A 20,042-nucleotide genomic window follows, 5' to 3' on the forward strand; every position below is an offset into this window, starting at 1 on the left:
GGCGGATCATTTGACCGCGCGCGCGACAGAGCGCAGGTTCGGCCCTCGTCGCATGGGCGTGCGGCTTTCGGTGAGCCCGCGCGAGCGCGGGACGGGCCTCGGGCAGGAGGACGCGGTCTACGAGTTCGATCAGGATCGGATCCTGATCGGGCGCGGAGCGGGCGCGGACGTTCGCCTGCCGCACACGTCGGTCAGCACGCGGCACGCGACGATCGAGCTGCGCGCCGGGCGCTACGTGATCGTCGATCACGGCGCGACGAACGGCACGCGCGTGCAAGGCGGCAAGCTGGTGCCCGAGCGCGCGAAGCCGCTGCGCGACGGCGACCGCATCGAGGTCGGCGCGTTCGTGCTCTCGTGGAAGGAGGGCGTGCCGGTCACGTCGACGGCGAACGCGGAGCGCACGTCGTCGCTCGCGCGCCGTCTGCTGCGCGAGGTGCTCGGCGCGAGCACGTCGACGACCGCGCGCATCGTCGTGATCAACGGCGCGCAAGAGGGCGTGGTGCTCGAGATCCCGCCGCCGCCGGCGCGGCTGGTGATCGGGCGCGCCGAGACGTGCGACCTCGTGCTCTTCGACGCGGACGCGTCGCGCGAGCACGTCGATCTCGTCGTCGATCTCGACGGAGTGATCGCGCGCGATCGCGGCAGCAAGAACGGCCTGGTGGTCAACGAGCGCGCGCTCCCCGAGAAGCGGCTCGTCGATCGCGACGAGCTCGTGATCGGCGCGACGGTGCTGGTCTACGAGGACCCGACCGAGAGCGCGCTGCGCGCGGCCGAGCAGGCGCCCGACGAGGCGATGCCCGAGCCGCCGCCGCTCGAGCCGATCGCGGTGAGCGAGACCGCGCCCGCCGACGATCCCGAAGCGCCGACCGGTGAGCCCGAGGTCGCGCCCCCGCCGCGCAGGAGCACGCCGACGCTGCCGCCGGTCGCGCCGAAGATGGGCACCGGAGAGATCGTGATCTACGCGCTCGCGGCGATCGTGCTGGGCGTCAGCATCGCGGGGCTCGTGATGCTGCTGCGCGCCGGCTGATCGACCGGACACTCGAGGTCGGAGCTGGCGTTTCCGGCACGCGAGACCGGACATTCGCGCGTGGAAACGACGTCGCTCGTCCGGTCCGACGGACATCGGTGAGCGAATGTCCGTTTCCTGAGCGCGGAACCGGACATTCGTCGGCGGAAACACCGTCGTTCGTCCGGTCTGCCCGACATCGGCGCGAGGAATGTCCGCTTCCCGAGCGCGGAACCGGACACTCGGCGCGCGGAACGACGTCGTTCGTCGGGTCGACCGGACACCGGCGCGCGGAGTGTCCGTTTCCCGAGCGCGGGTGTTCGCGGGGACGGAAAGACGAATGTCCGTTCCCCACGTGGGGGAACGGACATTCACTTCGCGACGTCGCGTCCGAGCCCTTACTGCGCGACGCCCTGCCCGCTCTGCTGCGAGAAGATCTGGTAGACGTAGTCGCCCGCGCCCGACGCCGCGCTCACGCTCACCGTGAACTGCCCGTCGGTGCTCGCGCAGTGGCGCACGCTCGGGAACGCGTTGCGCGCGCCCACGTCGGACGCGACCTGCGTCGCGCCCTGCGAGAGCGCCACGTCGAGATCACGCACGCCCTCGCCGCCCACGACGACGATCGAGTAGCACTGCCCGCCGGTCAGCCGCACCGAGTGCGTCGCGCTCTGGCCCTCGCGGCGCAGCCGCCCGCGATCGAGCGAGTACCCCGGATCCGGCAGGAAACCCTCGACGTTGAGCAGCGCCGTGACCTCGGCGAGGCGCACGTAGAGGATGCCCGCGAGGTCCCCGAGGCGCGTGCCGCGCGGCCAGCGATACGCCGCGTACACGTAGCCGCCGGTGCCGCTGACCATGCGCACGACCATCGTGTAGTTGCCCGTCTGCTGCGGGCACACGCGCGCGGTCGGACGCGCGTCGCCGGCCTCGTCGCGATCGACCTCCTGGCCCGCGGCGTCGCGCAGCGAGAGCGACATGTCGCGCACGCCCGAGTCGCCCACCGCGAGGATCGCGTAGCACTTGCCGCCCTCGAGCGAGACCGCGTACGACTGCTCGCCGCCCTCCGCGAGCTGACCGCGCTGCGAGTCGCCGAGGCTCTCGTAGCCGCGCGCGCGCATGTCGGCGTCGAGCAGCGCGAAGTTCTCGTCGAGGCCCGCGCCCGCGCTCGACGTCGTCGCGATCACCGGCACGACCGGCTCGCTCGCCTGGGCCTGACCCGCGACCTGCTGCGCGTACGCGACGGTGAACACCGGACCCTCGCCGCCGAAGTTGCGCACCTGGAGCGTGTAGTTGCCGTCGTCGGGCGCGCAGTACTGCACCATCGCGTCGCGATCGGTGCGCGTGTCCGCCTGCAGGCGCTGGCCCGAGCCGTCCTGGAGGAACACGTCGGTGTCGGTCGTGCCCGGCCCGCCGAGCGTCGCGAACGAGTAGCAGCGCCCCTGCTCGAGCGAGAGCGCGAAGAGGCGCTCCTCGCGGTTGCGCAGCACGAGGCCGCTGGGCTCGCCGATGCGCTGGTAGCGCTGCGACGACATCTGCTGGTCGAGCGCGGCGAGGCGCTGCGTGGTGCCGTCGTCGATCTGCGCGACCTGCGGGCCGCTCGCCGAGCCGCCGCCGAAGAACGCGGTGAGATCGACGGGCTGGCGACCGCGCACGAAGTACGGCGCGAAGAAGAACTCGCCCTGGCCGCGCGCCATCTGGATGCGCGCGACGAAGCGCCCGGGACGCGCCGCGCAGAAGCTGACCCACGGGTGCTCGTCGGGGCGCACGTCGTGCCCGATCGCGCGGCCCGCGGGATCGAGGAGCACGAGGTTCACGTCGGTGCCCTGCGCGCCGAAGAGCGCGACCGAGTAACAGTGGCCGCGCTGCACGTCGATCATGTACGCGGTGATGCCGTTGGGCTGCAGCGTGCCGTGCGTCGCGGGGCCGACCGGCACGTACTGCTGGGCGCGCAGCAGGCGGTCGTACTGCTCGAGCTGCTCGCGCGGCGATCCGTGCGCGACCTCGGCGCCGCCGCCGACCTGCACCGAGCCCCCGCGCGGCTGGTCACCTCCGCTCGTCACCACGCCGCGCACGGCGCGCCGTGGGCGACACCCTCCGGCGAGCGCGATCGCGCCGATCAGGAGGACGAGACCGAGGAGCCACCGACTCGTACGCATGCGTTGCTCTCCGAAGCGCGGGCGCGACGGACATCCGTCCGTCGAGAAGGAAGGCCATCGAACCATGCGGGGCGGCACCCCTGCAAGAAGATGCCCTGCCTCCCCGCAGCCCCGAGGACGCACACGACGCGCGCGATCTTCACGCGACCGCGCGCGGGCCGACGAGCGCTGCCGTGAAGCAGCGTTCGCGGCGTGCGCGTCGTGCGACACGGCTGACGCTCAGGAAGAAAGGCGTTCAGGAAGGCAGACGGGCGGCGAGCGCGTCGACGATCGTCTTGCGCTTCTTGCCTTCCTTCTCGCGCGCGAGGAGCGCCCGGCACGACGCCTCGTCGAGCTCCGGGATCCGCGCGAGGAGCGCCTTCGCCGAGAGCTCCGAGAGCTGTTCGACCTCGACCTCCGCGGCCTTGCCGACCCAGCGCGTCGACGCCTTCGCGGCGGCCGCCGCCTTGGTGCCGCGACGCGCCGCCGGGCGCTCGGGCTTCGTCGCGAGCGGCTTCGACACGCGCTTCGGCGCGGCGTGGCCGTTCGACGTCTTGCGCACCGGCGCCTCCGGCTCGTCGGGCGCGACGCTGACGCTCGTCGAAGGGGTCGCCGCGTCCTCGATCGCCACGCGGATGCGCTTCTTCTTGGGCGCGCGGGCCGCCGCGCGCGCCTTGGCTTCGGCGCGGGCCTCGCTCTCGTCGACGAGCGTCGCGTCCTCGGGCTGCTGCGTCGTCTCGGGCTCGATCGCGCCGAGCTTCGAGCCCGGCGTCAGGCGCTGGATGCGATCGCGCAGCTGCAGGCCGACACGCTCGAGCACGCTCTCGATGCGCGACAGCACGCGACGCTCGAGCTTCTCGATCGGTTTGCCGTTGAGCACGCCGCGGCGCGACGCGATCGTGGTCTGGAGCTTCGCGGCCTCGCGCTCGGCACGGCCCAGGAGCTGGGCGCCCGTCTCGCGCGTGCGCCGGACGATGACGTGGTCGCGCACGTACGCGCTGCCTCGCGCCACCGCGTCCTCGCGACGGCGGCCGATCGCATCCCACAGGCTCTGCATGGACACCTCCATGCGGCGGGGGTAACGCGACGCGTCAATTGCGTCAAGCCCACGGATCGGGGCGGATCATCGCTGATCCGGCCCGATCGTGGGCTCGCGCGCGCTCGTCAGGACTGGAAGCTGGCCTTGTTGCCGGTCGCGTGGAACTCGCCGGTGTGGACCCAGAGGTCCTGCGCGGTCGGGATCCCCTCGTCGCTCGTGACCTCGGCGATCGACACCACGCGGCGCACGCCGTTGGTGTCACGGCCGAGCTTCACGACGACGTGGACGGCCGACGCGATCAGGCGACCGAGCGTGTCCGCGCCGCCGCCGAGCCCCGCGAGCGCCTCGAGGTGATCGAGCGCCGAGCCCGTCGGCGCGCTGCGCACGCCGAGGATCGTCCCCGCGCCGCGCGACGCGAGCAGGAGCAGCGCATCGCGCGTCTCGGGGCCGCTCGCTCCGTCGATCACGACGCGGTCGGCGCGGAGCCGCGGCGCGTGCGCGATCAGCTGCCCGAGCGAGACGCTCGAGCTCGCGCCGAGCCGCACCGCGTGGGCAGCGGCGAGCGCCAGCTCGGGCGAGGCCTCGATCGCGAGCACGCGATCGTCGCCGTCCGCGAGGTTCGCGAGCATCGAGACCACGGTGCCGACGCCGAGCTCGCTCGCACCGACGACGACGACGTTGCGACGCGCGCTCACCGCGGCGCGCAGCGTCGCGAGCATCTCGCTGCTGAGCACGCCCTGCTGCACGAGGCTCTCGCCGGTGACCGGCGCGCGGCCGGTGCGACGGACCTCGATGACCGGACCGCGCAGCGCGACCGGAGGCAGCACCGCGACGAGGTGCGCGCCGTCGGGCAACGTCGCCTCGTGCATCGCCTGGCTCGCGTCGAACGAGCCCCCGCCGCGCACGACGAGGCGGCCGACGATCGTCACGAGCTGATCCGCCGACGAGAAGCGGCCCGGCGCCGCCGTCAGGCCCGCGCCGCGATCGACGAGGATCGACGACGGGCCCTCGACGACGATCTCGAGCACGCCCGGATCGTCGAGCAGCGCCGCGAGCGGTCCGAGGCCGAGCGCCTCCTGCACCGCCGACGCCGCGAGCGCATCGCGATCACCCGCGGTGCCGCCCTCGCGCTCGAGGCGCGCGATCGCCGCGTCGACCGCCGAGCGCGCCTCGCGCCAGCGATCCGCGGGGATCGCCTCGGGCGGGACCAGCGAGCCGACGTCGAGGGTCTCGGCGAGCGTCGCGAGCACGTGGCCGAGCGGGTCGCGCACGTCACGGGCGCGCGGCACCGCGGCGCGACGAAGCGGCGCGGTGGGCAGGGGCGCGGCGAGCGGCGCCGTGATCGGGCGCGACTCGGGGATCGGCGCGGCGAGCGCCGGCGTGTGCGCCGCGGGCTGATGGCGCGCGGGCGGCGCCTCGGTCTGCTGCTCGATGCGCGGCGCGGGCTCCTTCGCGGGCGCGAAGTCGTTGCGCGCGGGCTCGCGGGGCGGCGCCGCCGAGGGGCGCACGTTCGCGACGACGCGCGGCGAGGGCGCCATCGTCTCGTCGGCGGGCTCTTCGTCGAGCGGGTAGCGATCGGCCTCGCGCGGCGCGGGCGGCGGGTCCGACGGAACGCGCGGCGCGGGCTCGGGCCGGCCGGGCAGCGGGGGCGGCGCGCCCATCCCACCGGCCGTCATCGTGGGCTGGCGGGGCGGCGGCGGTGCCGAGCGCAGCGGCGGCGGACGGCGATCCCCACCGACCGCGACGGCGGGCGACGACGCGACGGCCTGCGCCATCGGCGGCGGCGACATCTGCGGCGCAGGCGACATCTGCGGCGCGGGAGACATCTGCGGTGCCGGCGACATCTGCGGCGTCGGGGCTGCGATCTGCGGCGCCGACATCTGCGGCGGCGGCGACATCTGCGGTGCCGGCGACATCTGCGGCGCGGGCGACATCTGCGGCGGTGCCAGCGGCGGCGACATCTGCGGCGGCGCCAGCGGCGGCGACATCTGCGGCGGCGGCGACATCTGCGGCGCCGGCGACATCTGCGGCGCGGGCGACATCTGCGGCGCGGGCGGCTGCATCGGCGGCGGCGCCATCGCGGGCGGAGCGCCCATCGCCGCGCCCTCGTGCGAGCCACCCGGCGACGCGCCCATGCCGGCGCCCGCGGCCTCCTCGAGGGTGAGGATGAAGTCGCCGATGTAGATCTTGTCGCCCGACTTCACGACGAGGGGCGACGTGATCTTGCGCCCGTTGACGTACGTGCCGTTGGTGCTCTTGAGGTCGACGACGATGAAGCGGTTGTCCTTGAGGACGATCCGGGAGTGCCGCTTCGAGACGTTGCCCTTCGGCAGGATGATGTCGTTGCCTTGGACGCGGCCGATCGTGACTTCGTTCTTGTCGAAGTCGAGACGGCGCTGGGCGCCGCCCTTCTCGGTGATGACGACGGAGAACATGGTGTGTCTGCGGGTCCTCTCGCGCGTGCCGATGGGCGTGACGGCCTGGGGCCGGGACGTACGCATCGAACCAGGAACGCGCCCCGAGAGTCAAGGCGGATCCAAGGCTTGCATCGCATCCGTTCCCGCTCGCGCAACGCAGACTTGCGCGGGGTGCGCCTTCCCGCGGGCGCGCTGCCGGCGTAGAGGTGATTCCCGACGATGAGCGACGACCACGACACCCGGATGACGCGACGCGCGCTGCTCGGCACGGCGAGCGCGGGGCTCGTCCTCGCGGCGTGCGCGCCCGCGTCGCAGGAGGTTCGAGCGATGACGAGCGGCAGCGGCGCGCGGATGCCGGTGGCGTACATCCCCCACGGCGGCGGTCCCTGGCCCTTCGTCGAGCTCGGGTTCGGCGATCCCGCGGAGTGGGCGCAGCTCGCGACGTACCTGCGCGGGCTCGCGGACATCGCCCCCCAGCGGCCGCGCGCGCTGCTCGTCGTCTCCGCGCACTGGGAAGAGCGCATCCCCACGGTGACGACGTCGGCGCGCCCGCCGATGCTCTACGACTACTACGGGTTCCCGCCCGAGTCGTACGAGATCACCTGGCCCGCGCCCGGCGATCCCCAGCTCGCCGCGCGGGTGCGCGCGCTCCTCTCGGCGGCGGGCATCGACTCCGGCGAAGATGCGCACCGCGGCTTCGACCACGGCACGTTCGTGCCGCTCAAGCTCACGTTCCCCGACGCCGACGTCCCGACCGTGCAGCTCTCGATGCGGCGCGACCTCGATCCCGCATCGCACCTCGCGATCGGGCGCGCGCTGCGCCCGCTGCGCGACGAGGGCGTGCTGATCGTCGGCAGCGGGATGAGCTTCCACAACATGCGCGGGTTCGGCTCGCCCGCCGCGCGCGCGCCCTCGGCCGCGTTCGACGCGTGGATGCGCGAGACGGTCACGCTCGACCCCGCGGCGCGCGACGCGCGGCTCACCGCGTGGGATCGCGCGCCGTCGGCGCGGGTCTGCCATCCGCGCGAGGAGCACCTGCTGCCGCTCATGGTGATCGCGGGCGCGGCGGGCGACGATCGCGGAACCGTTCCGTATTCGTCCATGCTCATGGGCAGCCAGGTCTCCGCCGTCCACTTCGGCTGAGCCGACGCCCGCGCACCTCTGGTGGCGCGGTGGTCGTGTCGGGAACACGCTCCGGCCGTTTTCACACGGACGGATCGCGTGCCCATCGCCCCTCGGAGCTCTTTCCCACTCGCCGTCGCGCTGCTGCTCGCGCTCGCCGCGCCGCTCCCGAGCGGGGCGCGCGCGCAGGACGCGGAGCCATCGCGCGAGGCCCGGGCGGAGGCGCGCGAGCGCTTCGAGCGCGCGCTGGAGCTCTACGACGAGGGCCTGCTCGACCAGGCGCTCGTGGAGTTCCGCCGCGCGTACGAGGTCGCGCCCGCGCCGCAGGTGCTGTTCAACCTCGGGCAGGTCTACGCGTCGCTCGGTCGCGCGGTGGAGTCGGTCGACGCGTTCGAGCAGTACCTGCGCGAGATGCCGAGCCTCGCGCCCGATCGCCGCGCCGCGGTCGAGGCCGAGCTGCGGCGCCAGCGCGCGCGCATCGCGTTCCTCGAGATCACGGCGACGCCCGCCGACGCGATCGTGTGGATCGACGGCATCGAGGTCGGTCCGGCGTCGTCGGTCGCGGCGCCCGGCAGCACGATGCGGGTCACCGCGGGCACCGTGCTCGTCGAGCTGCGCGCGCCGGGCCACGAGGCGTTCCGCGAGATCGTGCGCATCGCCGGTGGGCTCACCGCGCGCGTGGAGGCGACCCTCGAGCGCACCGCGATCCTCCGCGGGCGCATCCGCGTCACCTCGCGCACCGCCGGGCAGCGCGTGACCATCGATGGTCGCGACGTGGGCACGACCCCGCTGCCCGACTCGATCGAGGTCGATCCCGGGCGCCACACGATCGTCGCGGCGCGCGATGGCTACGCCGCGATCCAGCGCACCGTCGACGTCGCGACCGCAGAGCAGGAGGACGTCGATCTCACGATGAGCGTGCGGCAGATCGATCCCACCGTCGCGGCGCGCGTCCGGCTGCGCACGCCGATGACGCCGTCGCGCATCACCGTCGACGGCGAGGAGGTCGAGGTCGCCGACGAGCTGCTGCTGCCCGCGGGCCGCCACGTCATCGAGCTCCACGTCGCGGATCGCCGCGTCGTCCGGGAGACGCTCGATCTGCGCGCGGGCACGTACCAGACGCTGACCCCGGAGCTCGCGTGGGCCGATCTCGAGCAGCGCCTCCAGCGCCAGCGCGTCGCGGAGCGCAACGCGTGGATCGTCGCGCTCAGCGGCGGCGGTCTCCTGCTCGCGTCCGCCGTGATCACGGGCGCGCTGCTCGGCAGTCGGGCCGAGTACATCGAGCAGACCGAGGGCTGCGAGTCGTCGTGCGGGATCAGCGACTACGCGACCTGGCACCAGCGCGAGGGCGGCTGGTGGGCCGTCGTGGGCGTCGGCGGTGTCGCGGGCGCGGTCGTGTCGCTCGTCGGCGGCGGGCTGCTGCTCGGTGCGGGCAACCAGCGGCAGGTCATGGAGAGCGCGACGATGCGCGCCTCGCTCGGCGTCGGGTCGGTGCAGATCGAGGGGACGTTCTGATGTCGCGCACGCTCGTCGCGACGCTCGTCGTCGTGGTGCTCGTCGCGGTGAGCACGACGGCGCGTGCCCAGCTGGACCCCGAGCTCGGACCGCACGCCGAGCCGGAGCCCGAGTCGGACGGCGGGCCCCCGGGCGGGCGCGACGAGACGCGCTTGCGCTGGGGCTTCATGCTCGGCGCGTTCGGCAGCTCGGTCTTCTGGCTCGACGTTCCGGTCTGGGAGGCGCGAGGCCTGACCTGGTTCCCCACCGACGAGACGCAGACGTTCGACGTGACGACCGGCGGGTTCGTCGCGACGCTGCAGGTCGGCGTGCAGACCGAGGAGCTCGCGGGGATCGGCATCCTCCGCGGCTGCTTCGGGCCCGGCGTGCCGACGCACCTCTCGCTCTCGGCGGTCGCGGAGCTGACGCTCCTCGACTGGCTTCAGCTCGCGATGGGCCCCGCGCTCGACGTGGTGCACCTCGAGACGGTCTCGCCGATGATCGCGTCGGCCACCCGCGCGCTCGCGCGAGAGCTGGAGTCGGGTCAGCCCGACATCTCGCTCCAGTCCGCCGGGGTCGGCTTCGGCCTCGAGATGCGGATCTCGGCGGCGACCGGCGGTGGGCCCTACGAGCGCCGCGGCTTCGTGTTCGCCTCGTTCCTCCACATGACGTTCTTGGAGCGCGAGGTGATCGTGCTGGGCGGTCTCGAGCTCGGCTTCCAGTCGTACTGAGCCCGTCACGCGGGTCGCGGCTCGTGCACGCCGCGCAGCACGAGCATCGCGAGCGGGAAGAGCGCGCCGACGATCATCAGCGCGATGCGATCACCGCGCCCGGGGTCGGTGGGATCGGCGAACGCGCTCGACGCCGCGCCGTAGATCAGCGGGCCGAAGATCGCCGAGGCCCGCCCCGAGAGCGCGAGGAACCCCATGAATTCGCCCGTCTTTCCGGGCGGCGCGAGGCGGGCCATCATCGCGCGGCTCGCGGACTGCGTCGCGCCGATCGCGATCGCCGCGAGGATCGCCGCGGGCCAGAAGCTCGCCGCGTCCCACGCCCGCACCGCGAGCACGATCACCGCGCACCAGATCACGAGCGCGACCTGGATCGCGCGCTTCGCGCCGGCGCGATCCGCGAGCACCCCGAGCACCATCGCGCCCGGCGCCGCGATCACGTTGAGCACGAGGAAGAGCCGCACGTTGTCGTCGGGCGTGAAGCCGAGCACGCGCCGCGTGTAGATGCCGGTGAAGTGGATCGTGGTGTCGAGCGCGTCGGTGTAGAGCAGATAGGCGACGAGGAAGATCGCGATGACGCGGTGCGCGCGAGCACGCGTCAGCGTCGAGCGCACCTGCGCGAGCGCGTCGCGGATCAGCGCGCGGGTGATCGGCGCGGGCACGGCGCGATCGCGCAGCACGAGCAGCGTCGGGAGCGAGAAGAGCGCGTACCAACCCGCGACGACGAAGAACACCCGCGCGCCGCGCGCTGCTTCGGCGGCGTGGTAGTCGCTCGGCAGCAGCGGCCTCACGACGAAGAGCGCGCCGAGCCCGCCGACGTACCCGAGCGCCCACCCGTAGCCCGAGAGACGCCCCACGCGCTCGCTCGGCACGAGCTCGGTGAGGAACGCGTTGTAGAACACGTACGCGCCCTCGAACGTCACGTTCGCGACCACGAAGATCCCGATCGCGAGCAGCCCCGATCCCGGCGGCACCAGCCCGAGCGCGGCGGTCGCGAGCGCACACACCGCGACGTAGATCGCGAGCAGCGTCCGCTTGCGACCGCGATCGGCGATCGCGCCCATCACCGGCGAGGTCACGACCACGACCGCCATCGAGAGCGCGACCGCGATCGCCCACGCCGACGTGCCGCTCAGGTGGAGCGCGCCGAGCGCGAGGCCGCGGTCACCGACGAGCACCGCCTCGAAGTAGGGCGCGCCGAACGCGGTGATCGCGATCGTCGGGAACGCGCTGTTCGCGAAGTCGAACAGGCACCACACGAAGCGCTCTCGGCGCGTGCTCTCCACACCGAGCACATGCGCCCGAGCGCGCCGCGATCACTGCGCCGCGTGCAGCATCGTGCGGATCGAGCCGTCCTCGAACTCGACCTCGATCTTGTTCGGCGGCACCAGCGCGCGGACGCGGCCCACGCCGAATTTCGCGTGCGACACCGCGTCCTCCACCGCGAAGCGCGTCTGCATCGACCACGGGCGCGCCTTCTCGCGCAGCCCGTCGAAGCGCGATCGCACCTTCGCCTTCGCGCTCTCCTGCACCGCCTCGGCCTCGCGCTTGTGCGCGGCGCGCGCCTCGGCGTGGATCGTCTCCGCGCGCGCCCGCACCGCGCCGAACGCGCGCTTCGACGCGATCACCCGCGCGACCAGCGCATCGCCGAGGCTCGCCACGAGCGGCTCGATGCCCGCGTGCGCGCTCCACTCGACGCCCTTGCCCGAGAAGCGCGCGGCGCGACCGCGCTTGAGCGCCGGCAGCAGCGACGCGAACGCGTCCTTCAGCGCGTGCTCGCCGAGCGCTTCCGCCGCGCGCGGCACGTCCTTCACGATCCAGTCGGGCACGTCGTCGACGAAGTGCGCGAGCCCTCGTCGCTGCACCTCCGCGCGCATCGCCCACAGCGTCACCATCGCGCGCGGCTCGGGCGCGAGCTCCTCGAAGAAGCGGCGATCCTCGATGCACGCCAGCATCACCGGCTCGATCCACACCGCGGCACTCGACACGTCGGTCATGAGGCGCGCGAGCCTACGCCATCCCGATCGCGCGGTTAATCGCTGATTAAACGACCTTCGGATCGGGAACGCGCCGCGATCCGCTCTCTATGCTCCGACGCGGGAGGGCACCGTGTTCCAATCCGTCTTTCGTCTGACTTGCATCCTGCTGCTCGGGGTCGGCGTCGCGAGCTGCGTCGCCGCGCCCGAGGAGGAAGACGCGCTCGACACGAACGCGGAAGAGCTCGTCTGGCCACGGCGATCGCTCCGCATCGCGGTGGTCGGCGCCGGTCCCTCGGGCCTCACCGCGGCGCAGACGCTGCGCGATCTCGGGTACCGCAACGTGACGGTGTTCGAGCGCGAGGATCGCGTCGGCGGCAAGGTGCACTCGCTGCGCGCCGGCGGCCGTGTGACCGAGCTCGGCGCGGTGTTCGCGTCGCCCGACTACCACCACGTGCTCGGCCTCGCGGACCGCTACGGCATTCCGTACGAGGAGTACCAGACCGACCGCGGCATCCTCGACCAGGACGTGGTGCACAGCGCGGAGTCGTTCCTCGCGAGCCGCTACTCGCAGCTCGAGCTGATCGGCGCGCTCGTCGCGTACGCCGGCGTCCAGGCGCGCTTCGCGCAGCTCAACCTGAGCGGCTTCGCGTACCTGCCCGACGAGCTCGATCTGCCGTTCGACGAGTTCGCGGCGCGCAACGGCATCACGCCGATCGCCGAGCTCGTGCGCAGCGTGATGGTGGGCTTCGGGTACTCGTACTACGAGGACGCGCCGGCGATGTACTTCCTCAAGCTCATCCCGTGGCTCGTGAAGCTCGGCGGCGAGCGCGGCCTGCAGCAGGCGCCGTACTACACGTTCCCCACCGGCTATCAGTCGATCTGGGAAGCGGTCGCGAGCGAGCTCGACGTGCGGCTGAATTCCGAGGTGACGTCGATCACCCGTCGCTCGTCCCGCCGCGGCGCGCCGATCGAGATCACGATCAACGGCACGCGCCGCTACGAGTTCGACGAGGTGATCGTCTCGGTCGCGCTCAACCGTGTCGGCGACTTCATGCCGCTCACCGACGAAGAGGACGAGCTCTTCTCGCAGGTCGAGAGCGAGCGCTACTTCTTCAGCGCGTTCACCGCGCAGGATCTGCCGCGCGAGAGCGTGCTCTTCTTCCACGACCACGCGTTCCCCGACACGATCGATCACGTGAACGTGTGGGCGAGCCGCGATCAGTCGCCGCTGATGGTCGCGTACCAGATCGCCGACTGGAGCTCGTCGTACGCCGACATCACCGCGACGCTCGCCGCGGACGTCGCGTCGCGCGGCGGGCGCTTCGGCGCGCTGCAGCTGCGTCAGGAGTGGGACTACTTCCCGCACGTGAGCACCGAGGCGCTGCGCGGCGGGTTCTACGAGCGCGTCGAGTCGCTGCAGGGCGAGAACCACACGTACTACGTGGGCAGCACGCTCAGCTTCGAGACGGTCGAGCACTCCGCGCGCTACGCGCGCGATCTCGTGATCCGTCACTTCCCGCCCGCGTTCCTGTAATCGAATCGACGCCGCGAAGGAGGTCGAGCGCCCCGGCTTGACGCGGACGATCAGCGCCACAGGTCAGGCGCATGCATCGTCTGCTCGCCCCAGGGCTCGCGCTCGTCCTCCTCGCGTGCGCTGGCTCTCCCGCGCCCGCGCCACACACCGATCGCTCGCTCTCCGCGCGCGTCGATGCCGTGATCGATCGCGCGATCGAAGAGGAGCGGATCGTGGGCGCGGTCGTCCTCGTCGCGGTGGACGGCCAGGTCGTGCATCGGCGTGCGGCGGGGCTGCTCGATCGCGAGGCCGGAACGCCGATGCGCGAGGACGCGATCTTCCGGCTCGCGTCGGTCAGCAAACCGATCGTGACCGCGGCCGCGCTCGCGCTCGTCGATGCGGGCACGATCGGGCTCGACGATCCGATCACCCGCTTCCTGCCGGAGCTCACGTTCCGCGACGCCGAGGGGCGCCCGTCCGTGATCACGATCCGCCAGCTGCTCAACCACACGAGCGGGCTCGGATACGGGTTCTTCGAGCCCGAAGACGGTCCCTATCACCGCGCCGGCGTGTCCGACGGTCTCGATCAGCCGGGGCTCTCGTTCGAGGAGAACGCGCGGCGCCTCGCGTCGGTCGCGCTCCTCGCCGAGCCCGGCGCGGCGTTCGGGTACTCGCTCTCGATCGACGTGCTCGGCGAGATCGTCGCGCGCGCCGGAGGAGGCGCGCTGCCCGAGGTCGTCGCGCGGCTCGTCACGAATCCGCTCGCGATGCGCGACACCGGGTTCGTGGTGAGCGACGTCGATCGCCTCGCGGTCGCGTACGCGGACGGGACGCCCCGGCCGGTGCGGATGGAGGACGGTCACGTCGTGCCGTTCGGCGCGAGCGGTGTGCGCTACGCGCCGTCGCGCGCGCTCTCCTCGCGCTCGTACCCGTCGGGCGGCGCGGGGATGGTCGGGACCGCGGAGGACGTGCTGCGCGTGCTCGAGATGATCCGAAGGGGTGGCGGCGCGATCCTGCGGGCCGAGACGGCGCAGGCGATGATGCGCGATCAGCTCGGGAGCGCCGATCACGCGGCGCTCGGCCCCGGCATGGGGTTCGGGTTCGGCGGCGCGGTCGTGCTCGATCCCGCCCTGGCGGGGAGCGCCGCGCACGCGGCGACGTTCCGATGGGGCGGCGCCTACGGCCACTCGTGGTTCGTGGATCCCGAGGCGCGCATCACGGTGGTCGCGCTGACGAACACCGCGCTCGAAGGGATGAGCGGGCGCTTCCCCGGCGAGCTCGAGCGCGCGGTGTACGGGCGCTGACGATCACGAGATGAGGCGCAGGCCGGGCGGCAGCGACTCGCCGAAGATGCGCTGCTCCTCGGCCGCCTCGAGCTCCGCGACCTCGCTGACCATGCGCACCCACGACTCGGGCGCGCTCGTGGTGCGCAGCTTCGCCGCGACCTGTGCCGCGAGCTGCGCGTCGAGGTCGCGCTCGCGGTCTCCGGTGCGCCGCGCGAGCTGCGCCGCGGCGAACGCCGCGGGCTCCACCTTGCGCCAGTCGAGCTTCATCACCTGCGCGAGCCAGTCCTCGGCCTTCGCGCGCGCGACGACGTGGTGCGCGCTGCCCGAGAACGGCACGCGCGCGCCGATGCGACCGACGGCCCACCACGACGCGACGTTCTCGCCGTGCTGGGTGAGCCGCTCGATGAGCCAGTCACCGATGCGCGCCTTGTCGCTCGGCGCGATGCGCTCGAGCGATGCCGCGAGCCGCACCATGTCGTCGTAGCCGAGCGCCTTGGGGCCCGCGGGGCGCGGACGAGGGCGCGGCGTCGGAGGGTGGAGGTACCACTCGATCGACGAGAGCACCTTCTGCTGCATCGGCTGATCGAGCCCGCCTGCGACGCGGCGCCAGAGCGTCCACCACTCGCTCCAGTTCTGCGCCTCGGGCGCGAACTGCACGCCTTGATCGAACACCGTCCACAGCTGACGCACGCGCCAGTCGTCGAGCGGATAGCCGAACCCCGGGCGCAGGCAGAAGCCGATCAGGTTGAACCACACGCGCTCGTGATCGGCGCTGCGCCGGCGCCGCTTGGTCCCCGCGAAGAGCGCGCCCCACAGCTCGCGCAGCAGCGGCGTGCTCCACTGCGCGCGCGGTCCGAGGATCTTCTCGAGGTCGGTGCGCAGCGTCTTCTGCGGCTTGCCCTCGAGGCCCGCCTCGCTCTTGCCGTAGACCGCCTCGATCTTCGCGCGCGCTTCCTTGAAACGCGGGTGCAGCTGGGTGATGCGCTGCGCGGAGAGCGTCTCGTCACTGCCGCCGCGGAGCTGCAGCTCGAGCTTCCAGCGTCGCGACGGCTTCGCCTCGGCCGACTCCTGGAGCTGCAGGCACGAGAGCTCGAGCGTGCCGATCTCGGTGAGCCCGGCCGCGAGCTTCACGTGCTCTTCACGGGGCGCGGCAGGCGCAGTGCTGCCCCCGGGCACGATCGAGGGCGCGCGCAGCTGGCCCGAGGACGTCGCGCTGGTGCGCTCGTCGTCGAGCACCGCGGCGAGCGGAGGAAGATCGCGGAAGAGCTCGTCGTCGACGTCGACGATCTCGCCCGCGCGCACGTACGCGGCCTGTCCGGTGCTCGACGCGAGGAGGAAGCGCACCGGCTGACCGAGCTTGAGCGAGAACGTGCGCTCCTCGAGCGTGACCTCCTCGCCCTCTTCGGCGCCGCGCGGGAGGAGGCAGAGACCACGTCGCGGCGCGTCTTCGCTCACCGGCGGGAGCAGCAGGAAGTAGCTGCGCGCCGAGCCGCCACCGATGCGCAGCCCGACGCCGCGCCGCGCGAGCCCGTACGCCACCGCGCCGCGCGCGACCGCGAGCTCGGGGTCGTCGTTCTCGAGCACGCGCACCTTCGCGCCACGCCACGACTCGAGCTGTCCGATCATGCGCGCCGCGAGCGGGCCGCCACGGAACACGCCGCCGTTGAGCAGCACCGCGTCGGGCACGGCGGGCCCGTCGGGACCGAGCGCCTCGCGCGCGAGCTCTTCGTGCCGCGCGAGGAACCCCGCGACGTGCCGCGTCACCGCAGGATCGGCGACGTAGGGCAGACCGAACTCGACGATCGCGCCCGCGCGCTTCTGCGGGCGCGCGTCGAGCCCGACCAGCGGGAAGAAGCCCTCGACCAGGCGCGCGTCGACGTCGGCGCGCGTGATCTCGGCGCTCGTCGCGCCGCCGACCAGCTTCGATCCCGAGCCGAGCACGGTCACGCGCACGCTCTCGGGCGGGGTCGATCCGAGCAAGCGCTCCTTCGCGGTGCGGCACTGCACGAGCAGCTGCGTGAAGCGGCCCGCGCCGAGCTTTCCTCCGCCGCCGGTCCCGAGGCGCGCCTCGACGTCATGCGCGAGCGCGAGGTCCATGTTGTCGCCGCCGAGCATCAGGTGGTCGCCCACCGCGATGCGCGTGAGGCGCGGCCCGCTGTCGCGGATCTCGACGCGGATCAGCGTGAGGTCGGTGGTGCCGCCGCCGACGTCGACGACCATCGCGAGCTTGGTCGCGCCCGCCGCCTCCGCGGCGTCGACGCCGCGCCGCGCGAGCCAGTCGTAGAACGCGGCCTGCGGCTCCTCGAGCAAGCGCACGCGCGGCAGCCCCGCGAGGCGCGCGGCCTCGAGCGTGAGCGCGCGCCCGCCTTCGTCGAACGACGCGGGGATCGTGAGCACGACCTCCTGCTCGTCGAGCGGCTCGCGCGGGTGGTGGTGATCCCACGCGGCCTTCACGTGCGCGAGATAGCTCGCCGAGGCGACGACCGCGCTCACCTTCGGCACGTCCTCGGCCGCGCCCCACGGGAGGATCGGCGCGGTGCGATCGACGCTGGGGTGCGAGAGCCAGCTCTTCGCGCTCGCGACGAGACGGCCCGGCACCTTCGCGCCGAGCTCGCGCGCGAGCTCGCCGACGACGTAGCGCCCTTCACTGCCCGGGATCGCCGGGGTCTCGCCCCACGGGAGCGCGAGATCGTCGTCCGAGATCTCGCCCGGCGCGGGGTGATACCGCAGCGAGTGCAGCAGCGGGCGCGCCTCGATCTCGCCCGGCGCGATCAGCTGATCGATCGCGAAGATCCTCGGCGGCGCGCTCGCGTCCGCGGGCCCGTACGCGACGACGGTGTGCGTGGTGCCGAGGTCGATGCCGACGATGTAACGAGGCTCGTGCGAGGCCACTGGGCGCGATGTGTACCATGCGCCCCGATCCACCGTCATGAACGCGCCGGCGCCGGTTTTCCGTGCTGCGTGGGCACCCGGTGGTGGATCGAGAGCGGCCTCGCGCTGGAGTGCTACGCGACGCCGTGTTTCGCGTCGGTGACGCGCGTACGCGCGGGTGCTCGCGGGTGTAGCCTCGACCGCGATGGCGCGTTGCGTCGTGGCCTTGGCGCTCTGGGTCGTCCTCGCGGCGTGCGACGACGATCCATCGATGTTGATCGTCGTCGTCGAGAGCGACCTCGGGATCCCCGAGCCGCTCGACGACGTGCGCGCGGTCGTGAACGGCGAGGGCGAGCACACGTTCGAGCTGACGACGGAGGACCCGATCGATCGGGTGCGCGTGCCGTTCTCGTTCGTGGTGGAGCCGCGCGGAGGCGACGCCGCGCGCACGGTGCACCTCGTGGTGGAGGGCCGGCGCGCCGACGGAACGGTGCTCGTCTCGCGCGAGGCGCGGACGTCGTTCGTGCCCCGCAGCGTGCGGCTGCTGCGCGTCGCGCTCTCGACGCGCTGCCTCGACGTCGAGTGCCCCGACGGGCGCACCTGCATCGCGGGCGTGTGCGATCCGAGCAGCGTCGATCCGAGCACGTTGGACGAGGTGACGCCTGGCGCCGAGATCCCCGACGCCGCGCTGGACGATGGCGGCGCGCACGACGCGGGCAGCACCGACGCGGGCACGATCGACGCGGGCAGCACCGACGCGGGCAGCACCGACGCCGGCAGCACCGACGGCGGCACGATCGATGGAGGCGGTCGCGACGGCGGCACGTTCCCCGTCGCGTGCGCTGCGCTCCCCGCGGGCAGCGCGAGCGGCGTGTACACCATCGACCCCGACGGCACCGGGCCGATCCCGGCCTTCGAGGCGTACTGCGACGGCGGCTGGACGCTGCTCGCGAAGGTCACGCCCGAGGGCGATCTCGAATTCGAGCACGCCGCGTGGACGAGCTCTGCACCGATGGTGATGGGCACGAACGATCTCGCCTACGCCGACGCGCTCACGAGCGCGTACTGGTACCTCCCGGTCGACACGCTGCGCATCGCGCTCGCGCGCACGAGCGGCACGACGCAGTGGGCGGTCACGGCCCTCGACGGGACCAGCGCCGCGCCGCTGCGCGACATCGTCCACGCCGGCACCGCGACGTTCAGCACGTCGGCGGCGTCGCTGCGCACGATGCTCGACGTCGACGCGACGGTGCCCAGCGTGTGCGACAGCGGCGCGAGCGCGGCCCTCCGCACGTTCCAGGTGCGCCTCGGCGTCGTCGCGGGCCGCACGTCGTCGTGCGAGCAGCTCCACGCGTGGTTCGGCATCGGCGCGACGCGCGCGATGGGCTGCGACACCTCGGAGTCCACCATCGTCGCCGGAAGCGCGCTCCTCTGCGGCGCGCCCGGACAGCGCGGCGAGGACCCGCGCGTCGGCATCGTGATGGGCAGGTGATCGCGCGGTGGAGTAGAACGCGCGCGTGGCCAGACCGCGAGACTTCGACGTCGACGCCGCGCTCGACGTCGCCGTGCGCCTCTTCTGGGAGCGCGGCTACGCATCGACGTCGGTGCGCCAGCTCTGCGACGCGATGGGCGTGCAGCCGGGCAGCTTCTACGCCGCGTTCACGAGCAAGGAAGCGTGCTTCCACCGCGCGATCGAGCGCTATCTCGCGTCCCAGGGCCTGCCCGCCGCGCCGAGCCACGACGCGATCCGCGCATGGCTGCGTGCGATCACCGCGCCGTCGCGGCGCGGCAAGGGATGTCTGCTGGTGACCAGCGCGGTCGAGCACCCGCTGCTCGATCCGCAGGGACAGGAGCTCGTCGCCGGTCGCCTCCGCGCGATGGAGGACTTCTTCGCGCTCTGCCTGCACGAGCGCGGCGAGCGCGCGAAGGACGATGCGGCGCTGCTCGCGGCGGCGGTCACGTCGATCCACGTGATGATGCGCAGCGGCGCGTCGAGCGCGCGCGTGAAGCGCGTCGCGCAGCGCGCGCTGGAGGCCACCGGCCTGCGCGACGACGACGATTCTTGATCGACCGCTCAAGAATCTCGATCCATAAGGAGCGAGCCATGCTCTCGCTCCTCGCCACGCTCTTCGTCGCGCTGCTGCACGTCGGCTTCATGGTCCTCGAGACGTTCCTCTGGACCACGCCACGCGTGCGCAAGATCTTCGCGCAGTCCGCCGAGCAGGCCGAGACGACGCGCGTGCTCGCCGGCAACCAGGGCGTCTACAACGGCGCGCTCGGCGCCGCGCTCGCGTGGGCGGCGACCGCGGGACAGACCGCGGCCGCGTCGGTGCTGCTGCTCTTCGTGATCGTCGTCGGCGCGTACGGCGCGGCGACCGCGAAGCGCAGCATCCTGTTCATCCAGGCGCTGCCCGCCGCGATCGCCCTCGCGCTCACCCAGCTCGGCCTCTGATCG

General features: G+C 73.0%; 15 protein-coding genes. 9 read left to right on the forward strand and 6 right to left on the reverse strand.

What is annotated here, in order from left to right:
- Nucleotides 1–52: 52 nt before the first annotated feature.
- Nucleotides 53–1,027, forward strand: coding sequence for an FHA domain-containing protein (locus DB32_RS40170; protein ID WP_053237952.1), 975 nt, complete (start codon nt 53–55; stop codon nt 1,025–1,027).
- 377 nt (nt 1,028–1,404) lie between these two features.
- On the opposite strand, the gene DB32_RS40175 is transcribed toward DB32_RS40170, so the two are convergent.
- The 3 genes from DB32_RS40175 to DB32_RS40185 all read right to left on the reverse strand — a co-directional run bounded on the left by DB32_RS40175 (nt 1,405) and on the right by DB32_RS40185 (nt 6,612).
- Nucleotides 1,405–3,159 (reverse strand): hypothetical protein, encoded by a 1,755-nt coding sequence (locus DB32_RS40175; RefSeq protein WP_053237953.1) that lies wholly within the window; start codon nt 3,157–3,159, stop codon nt 1,405–1,407.
- A gap of 235 nt (nt 3,160–3,394) precedes the next feature.
- Nucleotides 3,395–4,195: a hypothetical protein gene (locus DB32_RS40180; RefSeq protein ID WP_157070174.1), complete on the reverse strand. Its 801-nt coding sequence runs from the start codon at nt 4,193–4,195 to the stop codon at nt 3,395–3,397.
- A 107-nt stretch (nt 4,196–4,302) separates the two neighbouring features.
- Complete coding sequence (locus tag DB32_RS40185; protein ID WP_053237955.1) at nt 4,303–6,612, reverse strand: ATPase, T2SS/T4P/T4SS family; 2,310 nt, start codon at nt 6,610–6,612, stop codon at nt 4,303–4,305.
- A 309-nt stretch (nt 6,613–6,921) separates the two neighbouring features.
- On the opposite strand from DB32_RS40185, the gene DB32_RS40190 reads away from it, so the two are divergent.
- From DB32_RS40190 to DB32_RS40200, 3 genes are all read left to right on the forward strand, one after another.
- Nucleotides 6,922–7,737, forward strand: a complete 816-nt coding sequence (locus DB32_RS40190) for a DODA-type extradiol aromatic ring-opening family dioxygenase (protein ID WP_053239118.1) — start codon at nt 6,922–6,924, stop codon at nt 7,735–7,737.
- A gap of 78 nt (nt 7,738–7,815) precedes the next feature.
- Complete coding sequence (locus DB32_RS40195) at nt 7,816–9,231, forward strand: PEGA domain-containing protein (RefSeq protein WP_053237956.1); 1,416 nt, start codon at nt 7,816–7,818, stop codon at nt 9,229–9,231.
- Nucleotides 9,231–9,941, forward strand: a complete 711-nt coding sequence (locus DB32_RS40200; RefSeq protein ID WP_053237957.1) for a hypothetical protein — start codon at nt 9,231–9,233, stop codon at nt 9,939–9,941. Before DB32_RS40195 ends, DB32_RS40200 begins: the two co-directional genes overlap by 1 nt.
- Before the next feature lie 5 nt (nt 9,942–9,946).
- On the opposite strand, the gene DB32_RS40205 is transcribed toward DB32_RS40200, so the two are convergent.
- Together DB32_RS40205 and DB32_RS40210 are read right to left on the reverse strand one after the other, a co-directional pair.
- A complete protein-coding gene (locus tag DB32_RS40205) occupies nt 9,947–11,224 on the reverse strand; it encodes an MFS transporter (protein ID WP_053237958.1) in 1,278 nt (425 codons plus the stop codon).
- Between the two features lie 30 nt (nt 11,225–11,254).
- Nucleotides 11,255–11,935 carry a hypothetical protein gene (locus DB32_RS40210; protein WP_053237959.1) on the reverse strand — a complete coding sequence of 227 codons (681 nt, stop codon included), beginning with the start codon at nt 11,933–11,935 and terminating at the stop codon, nt 11,255–11,257.
- Between the two features lie 112 nt (nt 11,936–12,047).
- On the opposite strand from DB32_RS40210, the gene DB32_RS40215 reads away from it, so the two are divergent.
- A complete protein-coding gene (locus DB32_RS40215) occupies nt 12,048–13,451 on the forward strand; it encodes a flavin monoamine oxidase family protein (protein ID WP_053237960.1) in 1,404 nt (467 codons plus the stop codon).
- A 71-nt stretch (nt 13,452–13,522) separates the two neighbouring features.
- On the forward strand, nt 13,523–14,734 hold the full coding sequence (locus DB32_RS40220) for a serine hydrolase domain-containing protein (RefSeq protein WP_053237961.1): 1,212 nt from the start codon (nt 13,523–13,525) through the stop codon (nt 14,732–14,734).
- Nucleotides 14,735–14,737: 3 nt separating this feature from the next.
- Here the strand turns inward: DB32_RS40220 and DB32_RS40225 are convergent, their stop codons facing one another.
- Nucleotides 14,738–17,647, reverse strand: coding sequence for an Hsp70 family protein (locus DB32_RS40225; protein WP_053237962.1), 2,910 nt, complete (start codon nt 17,645–17,647; stop codon nt 14,738–14,740).
- A gap of 145 nt (nt 17,648–17,792) precedes the next feature.
- Between DB32_RS40225 and DB32_RS40230 the strand changes: the two genes are divergently transcribed.
- From DB32_RS40230 to DB32_RS40240, 3 genes are read left to right on the forward strand one after another with little or no spacing between them, the layout of a single operon-like run.
- Nucleotides 17,793–19,079, forward strand: coding sequence for a fibrinogen-like YCDxxxxGGGW domain-containing protein (locus DB32_RS40230; protein WP_053237963.1), 1,287 nt, complete (start codon nt 17,793–17,795; stop codon nt 19,077–19,079).
- 25 nt (nt 19,080–19,104) lie between these two features.
- Nucleotides 19,105–19,653 (forward strand): TetR/AcrR family transcriptional regulator, encoded by a 549-nt coding sequence (locus tag DB32_RS40235; RefSeq protein WP_053237964.1) that lies wholly within the window; start codon nt 19,105–19,107, stop codon nt 19,651–19,653.
- Between the two features lie 38 nt (nt 19,654–19,691).
- Nucleotides 19,692–20,039 (forward strand): DUF1304 domain-containing protein, encoded by a 348-nt coding sequence (locus tag DB32_RS40240; RefSeq protein ID WP_053237965.1) that lies wholly within the window; start codon nt 19,692–19,694, stop codon nt 20,037–20,039.
- Nucleotides 20,040–20,042 lie beyond the last annotated feature (3 nt).

It is taken from the genome of Sandaracinus amylolyticus, from assembly GCF_000737325.1.
GTDB lineage: Bacteria > Myxococcota_A > Polyangia > Polyangiales > Sandaracinaceae > Sandaracinus > Sandaracinus amylolyticus.